The sequence below is a fragment of the Jezberella montanilacus genome (assembly GCF_003003055.1).
Classification (GTDB): Bacteria; Pseudomonadota; Gammaproteobacteria; order Burkholderiales; family Burkholderiaceae_B; genus Zwartia; species Zwartia montanilacus.
In genome coordinates, this window is record NZ_PVTV01000011.1 from 619,559 (window position 1) to 636,816 (window position 17,258).

Consider the following 17,258-nt stretch of genomic DNA (forward strand, 5'->3'; position numbering starts at 1 on the left):
AGTCGTCTGCGTTTCATATGTCTCACCTAATTGACCGAAATATTCGCCTCTTTAATGATTCGACCGTACGTGGCGCCATCACGTTTAATCAGCTCACCAAATTCAGCTGGTGAACTGGGATCAGCAATAAAGCCCGCGTTCAAATATTTTTGCTGAACATCAGGGTCGTTTAACACTGCGCGAATTTCAGTCGCCATCTTATCAACGATGGCAGGTGGTGTCCCTTTGGGAGCCATGACGCCAGTCCAAGAGCCCATATCAAAACCGGGGAAGCCTGATTCAGCCATCGTGGGGATTTGTTGTTCAGTTGGCCATCGCTTGGCCGACGTCACCGCAAGCACACGTAGCTTGTTTTCTTTAACCTGTGGCATGAAGACAACCATCGTGTCGAAGCAAAATCCCAGCTCACCGCTCAACAAGTCAGCCAAAATCGGCACGCTGCCCTTATAGGGAACATGTTGAGTCTGTATGCCACCGAGCAGGCTGAAATTAACCCCAGTCATGTGTGCGCTAGAGCCTGTGCCGCTCGAAGCGTAATTCAGCTTGCCCGGGTTGGTTTTGCCGTAGGCGATCAGCTCCTGCACACTGTTGACTGGCAAGGATTTGTTGATGAATAAGAATAGTGGCAAGGCTGCAAGCTTGGTGACAGGGACGAGATCTTCGGGCGCAAAAGGCATCTTGTACAAATGCGGGTTAACCGAATAGGCCGCTAGAACACTCACAAAGGTGTAACCGTCTGGATCTGAGCGTGCGGCAAGCGTTGCCCCTACGTTGCCATTGGCGCCAGGCCGGTTCTCAACGATGATGCTTTGTTTGAGTCTTTGCGAAAGCTTATCCATGACGACGCGAGCCGCCACATCGGTTGAACCGCCGGGTGTGTAAGGAACGATCACTTTGATCGGTTTGGATGGCCAATCAGCGATGGTTTCTGCTGTGGCCAGCGTGTTTGTCGCCATCGCGATGGCGCACAGCACGACTTTCAAGTCCGTTAAAAATATCTTAATTTTTATCATTTTGTCTCACTCCTGAGTAGTTATCACCTTGACAATCAGCACTCTGAGCTTCAGGTGCCACCGAAGTAGCAATCGCGAATATTGTCTGAGAGCTTTATACCACCAAGGCAAAATCACTCATCTGGCGCTTGGTCAGCCCTAAAATATATTGACACAGTCTGTAAAAAAGCTTTTAAGATGCGACTATCAAGAAAAGCCAGCACCGTTAGCCGCCGCGACAACTCGGTCCTTGTATGGATATTTTTAAAATGAGCAGACGCGTATTTTTGCAAAATCTAACTGTGATTGCAGCTTCGGCTTCAATACAGGTAGGATCTGCGCTCGCAGCTAATCCAGACAAGATCAGGAAAATCGGTTTTTTAGTACCAGGCGAAGGCTACGAAAGTGCTTGGGATCAACTCATTTTCAGTTTGCATAGCCTCGGTTGGTCACAAGGCAGGAACCTACAGATCCTGACGCGCAAAACTTACAGTCGCACCGAAGACACTGCGGGACTCTTTAAAGAGCTCATTGCGGCAGGCATCGAGCTGGTTGTCACGACTGGAGCCTCCGCTGCCAGAGAGGCGTTGAAGGTTCAAACAAGTATTCCTATTATTTCAGCTGGAATGGTCGATCCTTTGGCTGCTGGTCTTGTCACGAGCCTAGCGCAACCTAACGTCAATCTTACGGGCGTTTCAATTCTGTTTGACGACATTGCGCTCAAGTTACTGGAATTGGTAAAAGTGCTAGACCCCACCGTAACGAAAATCGCAACCTTAAGTAACCCAACGAGTACGACAGCTTCTAGAGTGCCCGCGAAATTAACCACAGCTGCCGCTGAAATGGGCATCAGCAATCAGGTATTCCAGGCCCGTGATTTACCGGCGATTTCCGCCGTTTTCGATCAAATGATCGCGAATGAACAGAAGTGTCTGCTTGTGCTTCAGTCTCCCTACTTTGTATCTGTTTGCAAGGAGATTGCCCAGATCGCCATTGAACACAAGATTATGTGCGTTGGACAAGTTGAGACTTGCGTACAAGGTGGTTTCATTGCCAGCTATGGGGTCAACTACACAAAGATATTTGCTCAATCAGCAAACTACGTCGATAAAATCCTCAAGGGCAAAGCCGTCAATCAGCTACCAATAGAACAAGCGGGTGAAATGGCAATCGCGTTGAATCGAAGTACATTCAAGGCACTCGATCTGGACATACCCCCGAATCTTGAAGCGATTGCAGGCAAGGTGATCGAAGGTTGATGGCATTCAAATCAGATAATTTGTGGGCTGCAATCACATATTTTTTTAGGCTGAAGACGCTGTTACCGTTTTACTGTCGCGTTGGTCAATTGTTCTCGCGTTCTAATCAGAACGCCTCAAGTATTTTTTCCTGCATCGTGAACCTTGCGGTTAGCCGGCCCCACTGGCGTATTTTATCTGGCGAGATAGGTAACGCCGGTTTGTGTACAGGCTAACAGGCTAACAGGCTTAGGTTCTGACTTGACCTTGGCTGACCCTAGGCAGGCGTATTTTTCAGCGAAATACTAAAAAGAAGATTTAGCGCTGTCGTTTCGGTGAGCGTCCACCGATTGGAGTGGGTAATGTCAAGACTGCCGCAACGCACAGCACTACGCCAAAGGCCAACAGCCCCAAGCAAAGCCACTCGTCATTCACTGCAAGCAGCACCGCGACTGGTAATAAAAGCACGAAGCCAGCGCTTATCAATACTTTTTTGTTCAGAATCATCGTAGACTCCAAGACCAAGACCCACTGCGTCGGACTAAGATAACATAATTTAGAGATAAACCCCTGACGTGTTGGCGCCGGATGAAAATTAACCAGTTCAAGTTCTTAACCACACCTCCCTGGCGCCTTTTCCCCAAATACGCGACGCTCATTACCTTGCTGGTAACGGCTCTGCTTGCAATGAGCAGCGCAATCAGTATTTATTTTTCTTACAACGAAACATACAACCATCTGGCAAGCTTGCAAGTTGAAAAGTCCAAGGATGCCGCACACCGCATTGAGCAATTTGCGCTCGAGATCGAACACCAGATTGTCTGGACAACGCTACCCATATCAAGCCGTGATGGCGATCAGATTGATCAAATGAGGATTGAATTTCTCAAATTGTTAAGAATGGTCCCTGCGATAAGTGAAGTTGCCTGGATTGATTCCACCGGGCGCGAGCAAGTGAAAATATCCCGTGTTGCCATGGATCGCTTGCGCAGTAAAACTGATTTGTCGCAAAGTGAAAGTTTCCGCTCAGCGAAACTGGGCAAACCCTACTATGGACCAGTCTATTTTCTAAAAGATACTGAGCCCTATATGACAATCGCCAAGCCTGCTCGCGGTGGAGTCATCGTCACAGAGGTCAATCTCAAGTTTGTCTGGGATGTGGTGTCCCAGATCAGGATGGGCTTGGCCGGGCTGGCTTATGTTATTGATCCGACTGGCACTCTGGTTGCTCATCCAGACATCAGCCTGGTGCTGAAGCATTCAAACTTGACTGAATTACCACAAGTTAAAGCGATGAGTTCAGCTCAGAACGTCATTGTTGGACATAATCTGCAAAATATTAGGGTGTTATCTGCACATGCGCCGATCGATCTGCTGAAGTGGACCGTCTTTGTCGAAATCCCTGAGCGCGAGGTACGACAGGCGGTGAATGCACCCGTTATGCGGTCCGTGCTGGTACTACTGGTAGGTTTATCGATCTCAATCCTTGCCAGTTTCTTTCTGGCACGGACACTGACTCGCCCCCTTGGAATTTTGCAAGAAGGTGCCGCTCGCATCGGCGCGGGCGACCTTGATCGCCATATTGAGATTAAAACAGGCGATGAACTCGAAGTCCTTGCAAATCAGTTCAATAAAATGAGCGAGGATCTCAAGGCATCGTATTCGGATCTGGAAAACAAAGTTGACGAACGAACTCACGAACTTAAGCTGGCGCAAGATCGAAGCAAACACCTTCTGAATAACATGTTGCCAAGCGACATCGCTGATGAATTGACAGCCACTGGCACAGCGAAACCTGCACGGCACGAGTCGGTCAGCATCCTGTTTACAGACTTGAGCGGATTTACCCAAACAGCGGCGACCATGCCCGCAGACCGTATGGTCTTTGAATTAAATGAAATGTTCTGCGCCTTTGATGATATCTGCGACGAGCTGGGTGTTGAAAAAATCAAAACTATAGGCGATGCCTATATGGCTGCTGCGGGTTTACCCAAGCCCTGCGCAGATCACGCGCACAGATGTGTGATCGCTGGGATGCGGATGATTGAGTTCATTGAGCAACGCAATCACAAATCGCCATTCAAGTGGTCGCTGCGTGTAGGGATTCACTCAGGACCTGTCGTGACGGGAGTTGTAGGTAAGCGAAAATACGCCTTCGACATATGGGGCGACACCGTTAATCTCGCCTCACGCATGGAAAGCTCAGGTCAGGCAGGGCGAGTGAATGTATCTGCCTATACCTACGATCTAATACAACAAGAATTCGAGTGCGAATACCGTGGCAAGGTTTCGGCCAAAGGCAAAGGCGACGTCGACATGTATTTTGTCATGAGTAAGCGTCAAGTCTGATGCCTAGTGCTCGACCAACTCATCTGCAGCAATCCGAATCGAATCCGGGATTTGTATGCCAAGCAATCCAGCATTTTTTAGATTCACTGTCAATTTGATTTCAGAGGGTTGCTCAATGGGCAAATCAGCGGGCTTTGCGCCTTTGAGAATCCGATCAACATAAACTCCAGCTCGAGCGTATTCGTGGGTCGGGTCCATTCCATAACTGAAGAGGCAACCATCGAGAGTCTCCTCGCTCATGCAGGACGTTGGCAATTTGTATTGTGTAGCTAATTCACGGATCAAGTCTTTGTTCGTCAGATTTGTGTTCACGGGAGCCTCAATCAACCCATCTAGTTGCTGATCGTGCGCCAACAGAAAACTCTTCTTGAAATCATCACGCTGCCTTACCTCGAGGAGCAGGACCTCGAGTCGCAGCGACTGACTCGCTAATTGCACTGCCTCCACGGAATTTTTACCGCTGGGTACCCTCGTATCGACTAACAGTCCGATGCGTTTCATTTTGGGCAGGATTTCGTGGAATATCTGTACGCGCTTGCTATCTATTTCGGTTTGAAAATCCGAGACACCCGTCACATTTCCTTCAGGCTTGGCAAGACTGCTAGCCATGCCGGCAGCAACTGGGTCGAACAGCGCAACCACAATCGGGATCGAATTGGTTACACTTTTAACAGCCTTTGCGGGCAGTCCATTTGCAGCAAAAATGACGTCTGGTTTTAACTGCACAATCTCGGCGGCCAACTGGGGCAACCGATCAGCGTCCCCTTCGGCACTGCGTTTGATAAAGGTAATATCTCGCCCCTCCACGTAACCAAGCTTCTTTAGACTTTGATAGAAACTGTCAAGCCTCGGCTGAATGCGAGCATCGCCAGCGAGTTCGAGGATGGCTACTTTCTTTAGCCTATCAGTGGTCTGTCCATGAACGCTCAGAGGTAGGGCCACCACAAACATTAATACTGCAATGAGCCGTGTTAATTGAAGTTTCATTTTCGTCTCAAGCATTCGTTAACAAGTGAATGGACTGAAAAATAAGAAAGCAAAAAACCCTGACGAATCAGGGTTTTAGGCGAGGTTTGGCGGAGGCGCAGGGATTCGAACCCTGGATGCAAGTTTTTGCTCACATACTCCCTTAGCAGGGGAGCCCCTTCAGCCTCTCGGGCACGCCTCCAAACCAAGACAAGATTTTAGCACGGCTGGCTCTTATTAGCGGTCTTGTTGGATGAGCGACGCAAGGCGGCTCAGACCTTGACAGCTGCGATCTCTAATCCAAACGCCTTGTGCAAAGCCCTCACTGCGAGCTCCATATATTTGTCGCTAATGACAACTGACGTCTTGATTTCACTCGTCGTGATCATCTGAATATTGATGCCCTCTTCAGCCAAAGTCTTAAACATTAAACTAGCAACCCCAGCATGCGAGCGCATGCCGATACCCACAATCGACACTTTCGCAACCTTGTCATCAGACAAAACATCACGCGGATTCACGCTGGCGGAGATCTTATCGTTGATCACGGCCAAGGTGCGAGCAAATTCGTTGCGGTGCACCGTGAAAGAGAAATCCGTGGTGCCATCAACTGACTGATTTTGCAGAATCATATCCACATCAATATTGGCTTCAGCAACCTGACCAAGAATCGAGTAGGCGATACCAGGCTTATCTGGGACACCCAATAGCGTAATTTTGGCTTCGTCGCGGCTGAAGGCGATGCCAGAGACAACGGCTGCTTCCATTTTTTCGTCTTCCTCAAAAGTAATCAGGGTGCCGGATTTCATTTCTTCGGCAAGCGGCATATCAGGGTCAGTTAGTGAGGATAAAACGCGTGTTGGAACGCGATACTTACCCGCAAACTCAACTGAACGAATTTGCAGAACTTTGGATCCCATCGACGCCATCTCAAGCATCTCTTCAAAAGAGATAACACTTAAGCGGCGCGCGTCGGGCTCAACGCGTGGATCTGTCGTGTAGACACCATCCACGTCGGTATAAATGAGACATTCGTCAGCTTTCAGCGCTGCAGCGATAGCCACGGCAGACGTATCAGAACCGCCACGACCTAAAGTCGTGATGTGGCCCTCATCATCAACCCCTTGAAAACCAGTGACAACGACCACCATGCCCGCGTCCAGATCGGCGCGGATCCGCTGATCGTCGATTGAGGTGATGCGAGCTTTCGTAAAAGCCGAATCGGTGCGTACAGGCACTTGCCAACCCGCATAGCTGCGTGCCTTTAAGCCTTGAGCTTGCAAGGCGATGGCCAGTAAACCACTTGAGGCCTGCTCGCCCGTTGCTGCGATCATATCTAGCTCGCGGCCATCGGCATCAGGCGAGAGATCTTTAGCCAAGCCCAGCAAGCGATTAGTTTCACCCGACATTGCAGAAGGAACAACCACCACCCGGTGGCCAGCGGCGTGCCATTTGGCCACACGCTTGGCGACGTTTCGGATGCGTTCGACAGACCCCATCGAGGTACCGCCATATTTATGAACAATCAGTGACATGATCTAAGACTTGAAACAAGACATGGGCAGATCGCCCAGACTTTTGGTTAGCGCGAAAATAATAGCAAAGTCAAGGATTTTACCTTAGACCGTTCAAACCTGAGGCGGACACGCGGACGGGTCGTTACCAGAGTGCTGTGATCAGCTGCTGACCAAAATCACCCTACCGCGAACGCAACTCACCTTAATCGGGCCGTGTTGCCATTGCAAGCTGCGGTCATGCCCGAGCGCGTGCAACTGCCTTAATTGTTTAATGAGCTCGCCCAGCCTGCGTTCGCTGGGCATTTGAACGGCCTGCTTCTGCAACCAGAATCGCATCACCAGCTTTTGGCGCGTGGGGCTTAAATCTCGCCAGCTGCTCAAACTAAAACTTTTATCAGCTGAGTCGATATCCAGTTTAGACAGGTCATCTTCGGCGACCTCGTTAAGAATCTGCGTGGCCTCTGCGGCTTGGCGCGCATGGCGTGTCACTGCATCCACCCAGCTCGGCCAGCGTGACAATAACGCTGGGATCACTTTCTCACGCAGCGCGCCACGCGCATATCGCTCATCGCGATTACTTGGATCTTGAACGGCTTGCCAGCCAACTTCAGCTGCTAAGGCTTGAGCCAACCGCAAAACAACGGCTCGATCAATATCCAGCCAGGGGCGCAACAACCGCAAACCGTTGCGGATATGATCCGGTTTCATTGCGGCTAAACCTTGCACCCCGGTGCCTCTGAGCAAACGTAACAAAACAGTCTCTGCCTGATCTTGCTGATGGTGGCCGAGCAAGATAGCGTCGACGCCGTGTTCTTTCGCCATTTCAGCAAAGGCTGTGTAGCGAGCATCACGCGCAGCACCTTCAATACCAAGACCTAGATTTTGATCGACTTGTACATGCTGAATGACTAAAAAAACGCCAAGGTCGTCAGCGATCTTTTTGACTGCTTGCACCCAGTTATCAGCTTCTGCGTAAAGCCCGTGATGAATATGAAAAATTTTGACAGTCACATCACATGTGTTAGCCACAGCAGTTGCCACGGCGGCCAACGCCAGAGAATCCGCACCACCGCTTAACGCGACGGCGACAGAGCTAGCTGGCGGTAGAACAGAGAACGCTTGCCGCACGGCGACTGCCAGTTCATCTGCCTGGGCGGTTGCAATCGCGCGATGAACGAATTCAGGACTCGCGGACAAGCCCGCCCCCTATGACAAAATTATTTTTTTACTTTGGCTGTTTTGATTTCATCGAAACGACCGAAAGACAACAAACGTTCAATCCGATGATCGACTAGTTGCTGAGCGGTCATCCCAGACAATTGTCTGAGTGAATCACCCAAGGATCGACGAAGCAAGCGAGCCATCACACGGGGGTCACGATGGGCACCCCCAATTGGCTCGTTAATCACTCTGTCGATCAAACCGAGTTCTTTCAACTGAGGGGCGGTGATATTTAACGCAGCGGCTGCCTCAGCTACTTTTTCCGGACTACGCCACAGAATCGACGCACACCCCTCGGGTGATATCACCGAATAAATCGAATACTGCAACATCATCACTGCATTACCGACAGCGATCGCTAACGCACCGCCTGAACCACCCTCGCCAATAATGGTTGAGATGATGGGTACCTTGAGTTCGGCCATGGCGTAAATGTTGTGCCCGATGGCCTCTGACTGGCCACGCTCTTCGGCACCCACGCCGGGATAAGCGCCGGGCGTATCGACAAAAGTGAACACAGGGAGGTTGAATTTCTCGGCGACACGCATCAGACGTAGCGCTTTACGATAACCCTCGGGGCGTGGCATCCCAAAATTACGCGCAGCACGTTCTTTTGTATCCCGCCCTTTTTGATGACCAATGACCATGCAAGGTGTGCCAGTGAAGCGCGCCAAACCGCCGACGATTGACTGGTCGTCGGCAAACATCCTGTCACCATGCAATTCGTGAAAATCGGTAAAAATCTCCCGAACATAATCCATGGTGTAAGGGCGCTGAGGATGCCTGGCCACCAGTGTCGTTTGCCAGGGCGTCAACTTGTCATATATGTCACGCGCCAACTGCTGACTTTTTTGGCTCAGCCGGCTGATTTCATCGGAGATATCAACGGCAGAGTCAGCTTGAACGTACCTCAGTTGCTCGATCTTGCTTTCGAGCTCACTGATAGGGTGTTCAAATTCTAGAAAAGTCGTCGCCATAAATTAAATATTGCCCTTAGTATTCAACGGGAACAGGATCAAGGCTGCGCCATAGGTACCACGTCGCTACCGTGCGCCAGGGCTGCCAAGCTTGCGAGACTTCTCTCGCCTCGAAGCGTGAAACTGGCTCACCGCTGAAGTAGTGTAACGAAATTGCTTTTAGCAAACCTACATCGTCAAGCGGTAAGACGTCGGGCCGTTGCAAATTAAAAATAAGAAACATTTCTGCCGTCCAGCGACCGATTCCCCGAATGGCGGTTAACTCGCCTATGACATCTTCGTCATCCATAGACGACCATTTCTGAGGATGCACAAGCTTATCGGAGAAGTGGACCGATAGATCGAGAATGTATTCTGCTTTGCGTTGCGACAAGCCGCAGCCACGCAAACTCACTAGACCTGCCTTCTGCACGCTGGCAGGACTCGGTCGCTTGCCGCACTGCAACTGAAATTTCGCCCAAACAGAGTCCGCTGCTTTAACGGATATCTGTTGCCCGACAATCGATCGGGCAAGGGTTACAAATGGATTGCCGCGATTACGCAACCAGATATCAGGATGTTTCGGAATAATTTTGCGCAAGATGCGATCTCGCTTCATCAGATGCGCGATCGATTCATCCCAATAGTCGGGCTTGAGGTCAGAGCTTGTGGTGATAGCCATTGAGATTTTGCTTGTTCTTTCTTCTTATGCTCGGCGCCACTGTGTCATACCACCAGGCTTGTCGTCCAGTTCTACCCCGGCAGATTTCAGTGTCGCACGAATCTGGTCGGCTTGGGCGAAATTTTTGGCTAACTTGGCTTCGGCGCGAGCTTTGATCAACGCCTCTATTTCACGCTCTGTCAGGGCCTGATTCGGCTCAACGCGACTTTGCTCGCCCTGCTCTGCAAACTCTTCCATCGCACGGCGACTATAGCGGGTTGCGCTCTGAAAGTACGTCGCTGGGGCTCGTTGCAACAGGCCCAGAAGACTAGCCAAGGCTTTCATTTGCGAGGTAATGGCACCATCCTGATCCCGATTAGCCTGTGTAGCGAGTTCAAATAAGGCAGCCACTGCACCCGCTGTATTGAAATCGTCGTTCATGGCGTCACGAAAGGCGTGTGCGCTTGGCGAGGACCAATCTATCGTGACTGCGGTGTCAGCAGGCGGCACATTTTGCAAAGTTTGGTAGAGCCGATCCAAGGCACTTTGCGCGTCAACCAGATTATCAGGCGCATAGTTTTGCTGGCTTCGATAATGATTACGGACGATAAAAAATCGCAACATCTCGGCTTCGCGCGGATTCACTTCGTACGCAGCAGTGTTACCAGTCTGATCCGGCATCGAAATCGTTTGTCGTATGGTCTTGAAATTGCCCAAAGATTTGGACATTTTTTCGGCATCCACCATCAACGGGCCGCAGTGCATCCAGGTATTTGCCAAGATCCCACCGAAAGCACCTTCGGTCTGAGCGATTTCGTTCTCGTGGTGCGGGAACTTTAAATCTGGCCCACCACCATGTATATCCAGAGGGATACCGAGTAGGGCTTTGCTCATGGCTGAACATTCAATATGCCAGCCAGGACGCCCCCAACCATAGGCTGAATCCCACCGAGTGTCTTCCGGCTCAGTGGGTTTGGCTGCTTTCCATAAAACAAAATCCATGGGATCGCGTTTGTTGACTGACACGGCAATGCGCTCGCCTGCACGCAGATCATCCAGGGATTTACCCGATAATTTACCGTAGCCCTCAAATTCTCTCACCGCAAAATTAACGTCACCATCTTCGCTTTGATAGGCCAGACCATTCTGTTCAAGGCGCTCGATGATGGATAACATATCGCCCACGTATTGCGTGGCTCGGGGCTCATGGTCAGGGGCGTGAACCCCAAGTGCGCGCTCATCGGCATGCATGGCGTCAATATAAAACGATGTGACCTGGCTGATTCGCTGGTCGGTTTCAACCGCTTTTTTGATGATTTTGTCATCAATGTCGGTTATGTTGCGTACATAATTGACATTTAAGCCACTAACACGCAGCCAGCGCTGAATCACATCAAAGCTAACCATCATGCGAGCGTGGCCCAGATGGCAGTAGTCATAAACAGTCATGCCGCACACGTACAAGCCGGCCTGACCGGGGATCACAGGAACGAAAGGACGTTTAGTTCGCGACAATGAGTCGTATATTTGCAGCATGTCAGATCATCTAAAAAGCCCTAGCTTAAAAGCAGGGCTAAAATGCGGATCGGAGAGTATAGCAACTGAGGATGTGTCGAATTGAATCTGCACCTTAAAACTGGTTTTTATCTGGGCCTGATGGTTGCGTTAAGTTGCGGGTGGACCAGCAGCCACTCGCAGAGCTCAACAACAAGCACCTACCAAAGTAGCGAATCCACTAGCCAGCAGCAGAGCTATGGCACCAATCAAAGCAATGATCCCGCCTACGGAAACAACCCAGCTGCGGCGGGCGGTCTTATTAAAGATTTAAATCCAATCAATTCGCTCAATGGTATGTCAGGTAGCGATGGATCGAAAATACCATACATCCCTCGCAAGCAATATTCTGAAATCTACGGTGAAATACCGCCTGAAAAAGGCTGGAAAGCCATGGCGACTGTGCTCGACTCGATCGCTCCGGCAACTGACACCCGCCTACCCCCCACCGCGACAGACCTGACTACCCGCTTCCAGTATCTTCTCGATAATCAGCGTTACGCCGAGGCATTGAAAGAAATCGAAGATCGCTTAGCTGCTGAAAAACTTCGTAAATCTCCCGGGACGGATGTCCAGTTGATGTTCTTGTACGCCCGTGCGCTGGCGCTTGTCGGCAAGATGCCTGAAGCAGAGGATGTTTATCAAAAGATGACCGTTCAGTTTCCTGAACTGCCTGAACCCTGGAACAACCTGGCTACTCTTTACGTCAAGCGCGGGCAGCTGGATCAAGCGCGGCGTGCACTTGAAATGTCTCTGATGATCAATCCGACTTACGGGATGGCACAAGCCAATCTAGGGGACATTAATTTGCTGTTGGCAATCCGTGCCTACGAAGTCGCTGCAGCCAGCAAAGTTGAGGGTGTTGGGGCAAAAATACAAATCGCCGAACTGATTGCCAACCCACGACTATCTGGTGCCCGTGAATTAAGGTCGGCTCGATCAGTTTCACAAAAAAACATCAGCATCTTGACCGCTGTTGATGGCTTTCTCAGACAAAATTACATCAGCCAAAGATTTTAATTCCCTATGATCCAGCAAGCTATCAGATGTAATCATCTGCGCAACATTTTTCTGGCTATCGCAGCAGCAGCCGTGATAGTGGTCACCGGCTCGGCAAGCGCGGCAGACAGCTTTCCAATTTCAACCTCGAACTCATCAAAAGGTAAAAGTCCCATGAGCAACCATCCACGTGTCCTGATATCGACCAATTACGGTGACATGATCATCACCGTTGACACAGACAAAGCGCCAAAAACAGCGGCTAATTTCTTGGCGTATGTAAAAGATGGCTTTTATGACGGCACCATTTTTCACCGTGTCATTGATGGTTTCATGATCCAGGGCGGCGGATTTGATGCCACCATGAAACAAAAGCCGACCCAGCCACCCGTAGAAAACGAAGCGAATAACGGCTTAAAAAATAACAAATACACCTTGGCGATGGCGCGTACGAGTGACCCGCACTCAGCAACAGCTCAGTTTTTTATCAATGTAGCCAATAACGATTTCCTGAACTTCAGTGCGCCGACGACTCAAGGTTGGGGCTATACCGTCTTTGGTGAAGTGACGGAAGGTCAAGATGTTGTCGAAAAGATCAAAGCAGTCAAGACCGCTAACAAAGGCCCTCACCAGAACGTTCCCGTCGAAAACGTGACGATCACCAGGGCAGCGCCTCTTGAATAAAATCGTCCTCACCGGCTCTGTCTGGCTGGCGTCTGATGTTCATCTGGGGGCAAACACGCCTGCTACCTCTGAGGCCTTTAGAGAGTTTCTCAAACTGGCCGCTGCAGAGGCCGATGCGTTATTGCTACCGGGCGACATTTTCGATGCCTGGATCGGCGACGATGTGGCGCAAATGGCGCCTGCTTGGCTCGTGCAAGATTTAATGGCTTTAAAGCTACTCGCCAGCAAAATACCAGTCTGGCTGGGTCGCGGTAACCGTGATTTTTTAATGGGTGAGGCGCTGGCGAGCGGCTTGGGTGCAAAATTGTTGCCAGATCAAGCGCTGATTGAAACCAGTGCGGGGACTATTCTGCTCAGCCATGGCGACGAGTACTGTGTCGACGATACTGCGTACCAGCAGTTTCGGGCAATGGTGAGAAACCCACTATGGCAAGCTGGCTTTTTAGCTAAACCAATACCCGAGCGACTCGCCATCGCTGCGCAAGCGCGTGGTGAAAGCATGGCTGCCAACCAGCAAAAGACCAGCGAGATCATGGATGTCAACGAGCAGGCGGTGAGCCAAGCCATGCAAACTACCGGGGTGAGCTTGATGATTCACGGCCACACTCATCGTCCGGGACGCAACATTCTCTCGATCGACGGCAAACGTTGCGAACGTTGGGTTTTGCCGGACTGGGAGTGCGATCACGTGGCTGACGGTCAAACCCCGCGCGGTGGCTGGCTGGTTATTGATGAGGACGGGTTAGCGCTTTATGACTTGGCAATGAACGATGAGGGCAATGGCGATCACTAGTCGCCACTTCGTCTCGTTGGGTTTCAACTAAGCGCGCGCGTAAAGTAACAGCCCAACGATCACCCCCAGCACGATCCGATACCAAGCGAATAATCGATACGTATGGCGCGATACAAAAGCTAGCACGGCTCTGACAATAATCAGTGCACTGAAAAACGCTGCTATAAACCCAACCACAATCGCAAGTAAATCGTGCTGCGACAACGCGCTCGCATGCTTGTAACTGTCATAAGCTGCAGCTGCCAACATGGTTGGCATCGCCAGAAAAAACGAAAACTCAGTTGCTGTTTTGCGCTGAATCCCCATCATCATGCCTCCGATGATGGTTGCCCCCGCTCTTGACGTGCCGGGAACCATTGCCAGGCACTGGGCAAAGCCAACCATCAAGGCCTGCCTCCAGGACACTTCTTCGAGTCGGTTAGCAATGACAGGCATACCGGGTGCCTTGCCCGCGCCACGATCACGTTCGACCCAGAGCATAATCACGCCACCGACGACAAGCGTCACCACCACGACCGCGGGGTTGAAAAAGAGCTCTTTGATCTTTTTAATAAAGATAAAACCAATAATCGCCGACGGTAAAAAAGCAATAATCAAATTGCGGGTAAACGCAAGTTCTACCGGATCGCGCTTGAAGGTACCGCCGATCAACTGAAACAGTCGCTGCCTGAAAATCCACATGACGGCCAGAATCGACCCCAACTGAATAACCACTTCAAAAACCTTGTCAGCAGACGAGGCGAACTCAATGAAGTCACCAACAATAATCAAATGACCAGTGCTTGATACGGGCAAAAACTCAGTTAGCCCTTCGACAATACCGAGTAAAAAAGCTTTGATTAGTTGTACATTCAGTTCGGTCAAGATTGTTCTCCAGCTAACGCAGTTGAGTCTTCAGATATTTTCTCGATGAGCACTTGGGCGATTCGACGGCCATCAATCTGTTTCACTGAAAACCTGAAGACCCCATGCGGTTGTCCCTTAAATTCGCACGCATCCCCAGGAGACGGTAATTGGCCGAATCGTGATAGCAGGTAGCCGGCGAGTGTCGTGTAATCCTCATCGTCATCGACCAGCCCTTCTGTTTCGAGAACCTGCTCAAGATGATGCAGATCAGCGGCTCCGTCCACTCGCCAACGACCCGCCCCATCAGCAACAATATCGGGGAGTTCGTCCTCGTCAGGAAACTCACCTGCAATCGCCTCGAATACGTCGATCGGTGTCACCAGACCTTGTATGGTGCCGAATTCATCTGACACCAACACTAGTTGGCCTCGTGAACGTTTGAGCGTATCCATCAGGCGGATAATACCAATCGTGTCATGCACGACAATCGGTTCGCGTAGATGATCGCGTTTAATGACACCCTCAGTGATGAGATCGGCCACCATATCTTTGGCTCGACCGATGCCAACGACTTCATCGAGCGACCCTCGGCACACAGGAAAAAAACTGTGAGGGGTCCGAGTAATTTGGTCTCGCAGTAATGAAGGATCTTCATCCAGATTGATCCAGGACACTTCAGTTCTGGGAGTCATGACTGAATGTACGCTTCGTTCAGCTAGCGTCAATACGCCGCTGACCATGTTGCGCTCCTCTACCCCGAAGGTCAGGCCTGGCAATTGAGTCGAATCGACCGGTACATCTTCGGGCACCTCATCCGGCAATCGTTTGCCCAACAACTTCAAAACTGTCTCAGCCGTTCGTTCTCTCATCGGACGACGGGCTTCAAGCTTGATACCGTTTCTGCGGGCAACCTGATTGAGGAATTCGACCACCACTGAAAAACCAATGGCTGCATACAAATAGTCTTTGGGCAGCTTGATACCAAAACTTTCGGCGAGCAAGGCAAACCCGATCATCAACAAAAAACCCAGGCACAGAACCACGACCGTCGGGTGCTCATTGATGAAACGCGTCAGTGGCTTTGCAGCAAGGATCATGACCACCGTCGCGGCAATCATGGCGGTGATCATAATCAACACATGATCGACCATTCCCACGGCCGTAATGACTGAGTCGATCGAGAACACCGCATCCAGCACCACAATCTGAGTCACAATCACCCAGAAGCTTGCATAGACGCGCGAACGAGTCGGCCCCTGCTGTGCACCTTCAAGGCGCTCATGAAGCTCCATGGTACCTTTAAACAGCAGAAACAAGCCTCCCACCATCAGGATTAAGTCGCGACCTGAGAAATCAAACGCCCCCACGGAAAGCAACGGCTCTTTGAGTTGTACCAACCAAGCGATTCCGAACAACATCAGCAGGCGCAATAGGAGCGCAAAAGACAAGCCGATAAACGTAGCCCGATCGCGTTCCGCGGGCGGCAGTTTATCGGCCAGTATGGCGATGAAAATCAGGTTGTCGATACCGAGAACAATCTCGAGAACGATTAGGGTAATGAGGCCGACCCACTGCGTGGCGTCAAGCAGCCACTCCATTGAGGGCTCCAGTAGTGACTAAGAAGGTAAATGTAAACGAAAAAAGCTGCAATTTAAAAAACGACAGCTCAATCGGGTCAAACGACTTTAGGTGCGTCAAGCGAAACCAAGCTTAACATCTGGATAAAAATCTTTGGTGAGGCTGCCAGCACGTTACCCTCTTGTAGCCAGGTTTGTTCTCCTTGCAGATCCCCGACGAGGCCACCCGCTTCGAGCACAAGCAAACTTGCTGCAGCCATATCCCATTGCTGCAAGCCCAGGCCACAGAAACCGTCAAGGCGGCCTGCGGCAACATAGGCCATATCGAGAACTGATGAACCGGTGCGACGAACACCCGCGCAGGATTTGCTCATTTCGGCAAACCGTCCCGTTAAGGCAGCTTCAGGCCCAGCAGAGCCGGGCCAATAACCGCCTAACAATGCATCGTGGAACTTTAGTTGCGAACTGACACGGATCCGGCGGTCATTTAGAAACGCACCGCCGCCGCGGCTCGCAGTAAACAATTCGTTGCGCGCGGGGTCATAAATGACCGCTTGTGATATCTGGCCTCGTTGCCGCAGCGCAATAGATATCGCGTACGTCGGAAAGCCATGAATAAAGTTGGTCGTGCCATCAAGCGGATCGATGATCCATTCGTTATCAGCAACCGAGCCTTCCGTCTGCGCACCGCTCTGACCAGACTCTTCAGCCAGAAAGGCATGGTCAGGATAGGCGTCACTGAGAACTTCGATAATGGCAGCTTCAGCGGTTCGATCGACTTCCGTGACATAATCTCGGGGACCTTTGCGTGCGACTTGAAGTCTGTCGAGATCAAGGCTGGCGCGGTTAATAATCGTGCCGGCGCGCCGGGCCGCCTTGATGGCGGTATTAAGCATCGGATTCAT

Annotated in this window: 17 protein-coding genes and 1 tRNA gene; 5 read left to right on the forward strand and 13 right to left on the reverse strand. The window is 50.8% G+C overall.

Annotated elements, in window-relative coordinates; translation table 11 throughout:
* Positions 1-26 precede the first annotated feature (26 nt).
* Positions 27-1,013: a Bug family tripartite tricarboxylate transporter substrate binding protein gene (locus BCM14_RS04490; protein ID WP_106226764.1), complete on the reverse strand. Its 987-nt coding sequence runs from the start codon at positions 1,011-1,013 to the stop codon at positions 27-29.
* A 248-nt stretch (positions 1,014-1,261) separates the two neighbouring features.
* Here BCM14_RS04490 and BCM14_RS04495 point away from each other — a divergent pair, with 248 nt between their 5' ends.
* Positions 1,262-2,251, forward strand: coding sequence for an ABC transporter substrate-binding protein (locus BCM14_RS04495; RefSeq protein WP_259673416.1), 990 nt, complete (start codon positions 1,262-1,264; stop codon positions 2,249-2,251).
* Between the two features lie 297 nt (positions 2,252-2,548).
* On the opposite strand, the gene BCM14_RS04505 is transcribed toward BCM14_RS04495, so the two are convergent.
* Positions 2,549-2,737: a hypothetical protein gene (locus BCM14_RS04505; RefSeq protein WP_106226767.1), complete on the reverse strand. Its 189-nt coding sequence runs from the start codon at positions 2,735-2,737 to the stop codon at positions 2,549-2,551.
* A gap of 81 nt (positions 2,738-2,818) precedes the next feature.
* Here BCM14_RS04505 and BCM14_RS04510 point away from each other — a divergent pair, with 81 nt between their 5' ends.
* Positions 2,819-4,579: an adenylate/guanylate cyclase domain-containing protein gene (locus tag BCM14_RS04510; RefSeq protein ID WP_106226768.1), complete on the forward strand. Its 1,761-nt coding sequence runs from the start codon at positions 2,819-2,821 to the stop codon at positions 4,577-4,579.
* Positions 4,580-4,582: 3 nt separating this feature from the next.
* On the opposite strand, the gene BCM14_RS04515 is transcribed toward BCM14_RS04510, so the two are convergent.
* From BCM14_RS04515 to cysS, 7 genes are all read right to left on the reverse strand, one after another.
* Entirely contained in the window at positions 4,583-5,566 is a 984-nt protein-coding gene (locus tag BCM14_RS04515) for an ABC transporter substrate-binding protein (RefSeq protein WP_259673417.1), read from the reverse strand.
* 87 nt (positions 5,567-5,653) lie between these two features.
* A tRNA-Ser gene (locus tag BCM14_RS04520) sits at positions 5,654-5,747 on the reverse strand.
* A 70-nt stretch (positions 5,748-5,817) separates the two neighbouring features.
* Positions 5,818-7,080 (reverse strand): aspartate kinase, encoded by a 1,263-nt coding sequence (locus tag BCM14_RS04525; RefSeq protein WP_106226770.1) that lies wholly within the window; start codon positions 7,078-7,080, stop codon positions 5,818-5,820.
* Between the two features lie 141 nt (positions 7,081-7,221).
* Positions 7,222-8,259, reverse strand: coding sequence for a tRNA lysidine(34) synthetase TilS (gene tilS, locus BCM14_RS04530; protein ID WP_259673418.1), 1,038 nt, complete (start codon positions 8,257-8,259; stop codon positions 7,222-7,224).
* 20 nt (positions 8,260-8,279) lie between these two features.
* Entirely contained in the window at positions 8,280-9,260 is a 981-nt protein-coding gene (locus BCM14_RS04535) for an acetyl-CoA carboxylase carboxyltransferase subunit alpha (protein WP_106226771.1), read from the reverse strand.
* A gap of 16 nt (positions 9,261-9,276) precedes the next feature.
* Positions 9,277-9,921 carry a DNA-3-methyladenine glycosylase family protein gene (locus BCM14_RS04540; RefSeq protein WP_106226772.1) on the reverse strand — a complete coding sequence of 215 codons (645 nt, stop codon included), beginning with the start codon at positions 9,919-9,921 and terminating at the stop codon, positions 9,277-9,279.
* Between the two features lie 24 nt (positions 9,922-9,945).
* A complete protein-coding gene (gene cysS, locus BCM14_RS04545; protein ID WP_106226773.1) occupies positions 9,946-11,436 on the reverse strand; it encodes a cysteine--tRNA ligase in 1,491 nt (496 codons plus the stop codon).
* An 81-nt stretch (positions 11,437-11,517) separates the two neighbouring features.
* On the opposite strand from cysS, the gene BCM14_RS04550 reads away from it, so the two are divergent.
* Positions 11,518-12,474 (forward strand): tetratricopeptide repeat protein, encoded by a 957-nt coding sequence (locus tag BCM14_RS04550; protein ID WP_146129720.1) that lies wholly within the window; start codon positions 11,518-11,520, stop codon positions 12,472-12,474.
* A 32-nt stretch (positions 12,475-12,506) separates the two neighbouring features.
* On the opposite strand, the gene BCM14_RS15235 is transcribed toward BCM14_RS04550, so the two are convergent.
* Complete coding sequence (locus BCM14_RS15235; protein WP_259673454.1) at positions 12,507-12,629, reverse strand: hypothetical protein; 123 nt, start codon at positions 12,627-12,629, stop codon at positions 12,507-12,509.
* On the opposite strand from BCM14_RS15235, the gene BCM14_RS04555 reads away from it, so the two are divergent.
* Both BCM14_RS04555 and BCM14_RS04560 read left to right on the forward strand, forming a co-directional pair.
* The gene (locus BCM14_RS04555; RefSeq protein WP_106227047.1) at positions 12,628-13,137 is read left to right on the forward strand and encodes a peptidylprolyl isomerase; all 510 of its coding nucleotides are present in this window, start codon (positions 12,628-12,630) and stop codon (positions 13,135-13,137) included. The genes BCM14_RS15235 and BCM14_RS04555 overlap by 2 nt on opposite strands.
* Positions 13,130-13,930 carry a UDP-2,3-diacylglucosamine diphosphatase gene (locus tag BCM14_RS04560; RefSeq protein WP_106226775.1) on the forward strand — a complete coding sequence of 267 codons (801 nt, stop codon included), beginning with the start codon at positions 13,130-13,132 and terminating at the stop codon, positions 13,928-13,930. The genes BCM14_RS04555 and BCM14_RS04560 overlap by 8 nt, the downstream gene beginning before the upstream one ends.
* A 27-nt stretch (positions 13,931-13,957) precedes the next feature.
* Here the strand turns inward: BCM14_RS04560 and BCM14_RS04565 are convergent, their stop codons facing one another.
* From BCM14_RS04565 to BCM14_RS04575, 3 genes are all read right to left on the reverse strand, one after another.
* Complete coding sequence (locus BCM14_RS04565) at positions 13,958-14,794, reverse strand: undecaprenyl-diphosphate phosphatase (protein ID WP_106226776.1); 837 nt, start codon at positions 14,792-14,794, stop codon at positions 13,958-13,960.
* The gene (locus BCM14_RS04570) at positions 14,791-16,374 is read right to left on the reverse strand and encodes a TerC family protein (protein ID WP_106226777.1); all 1,584 of its coding nucleotides are present in this window, start codon (positions 16,372-16,374) and stop codon (positions 14,791-14,793) included. Before BCM14_RS04570 ends, BCM14_RS04565 begins: the two co-directional genes overlap by 4 nt.
* 77 nt (positions 16,375-16,451) lie before the next feature.
* Positions 16,452-17,258, reverse strand: a complete 807-nt coding sequence (locus tag BCM14_RS04575) for an inositol monophosphatase family protein (RefSeq protein ID WP_106226778.1) — start codon at positions 17,256-17,258, stop codon at positions 16,452-16,454.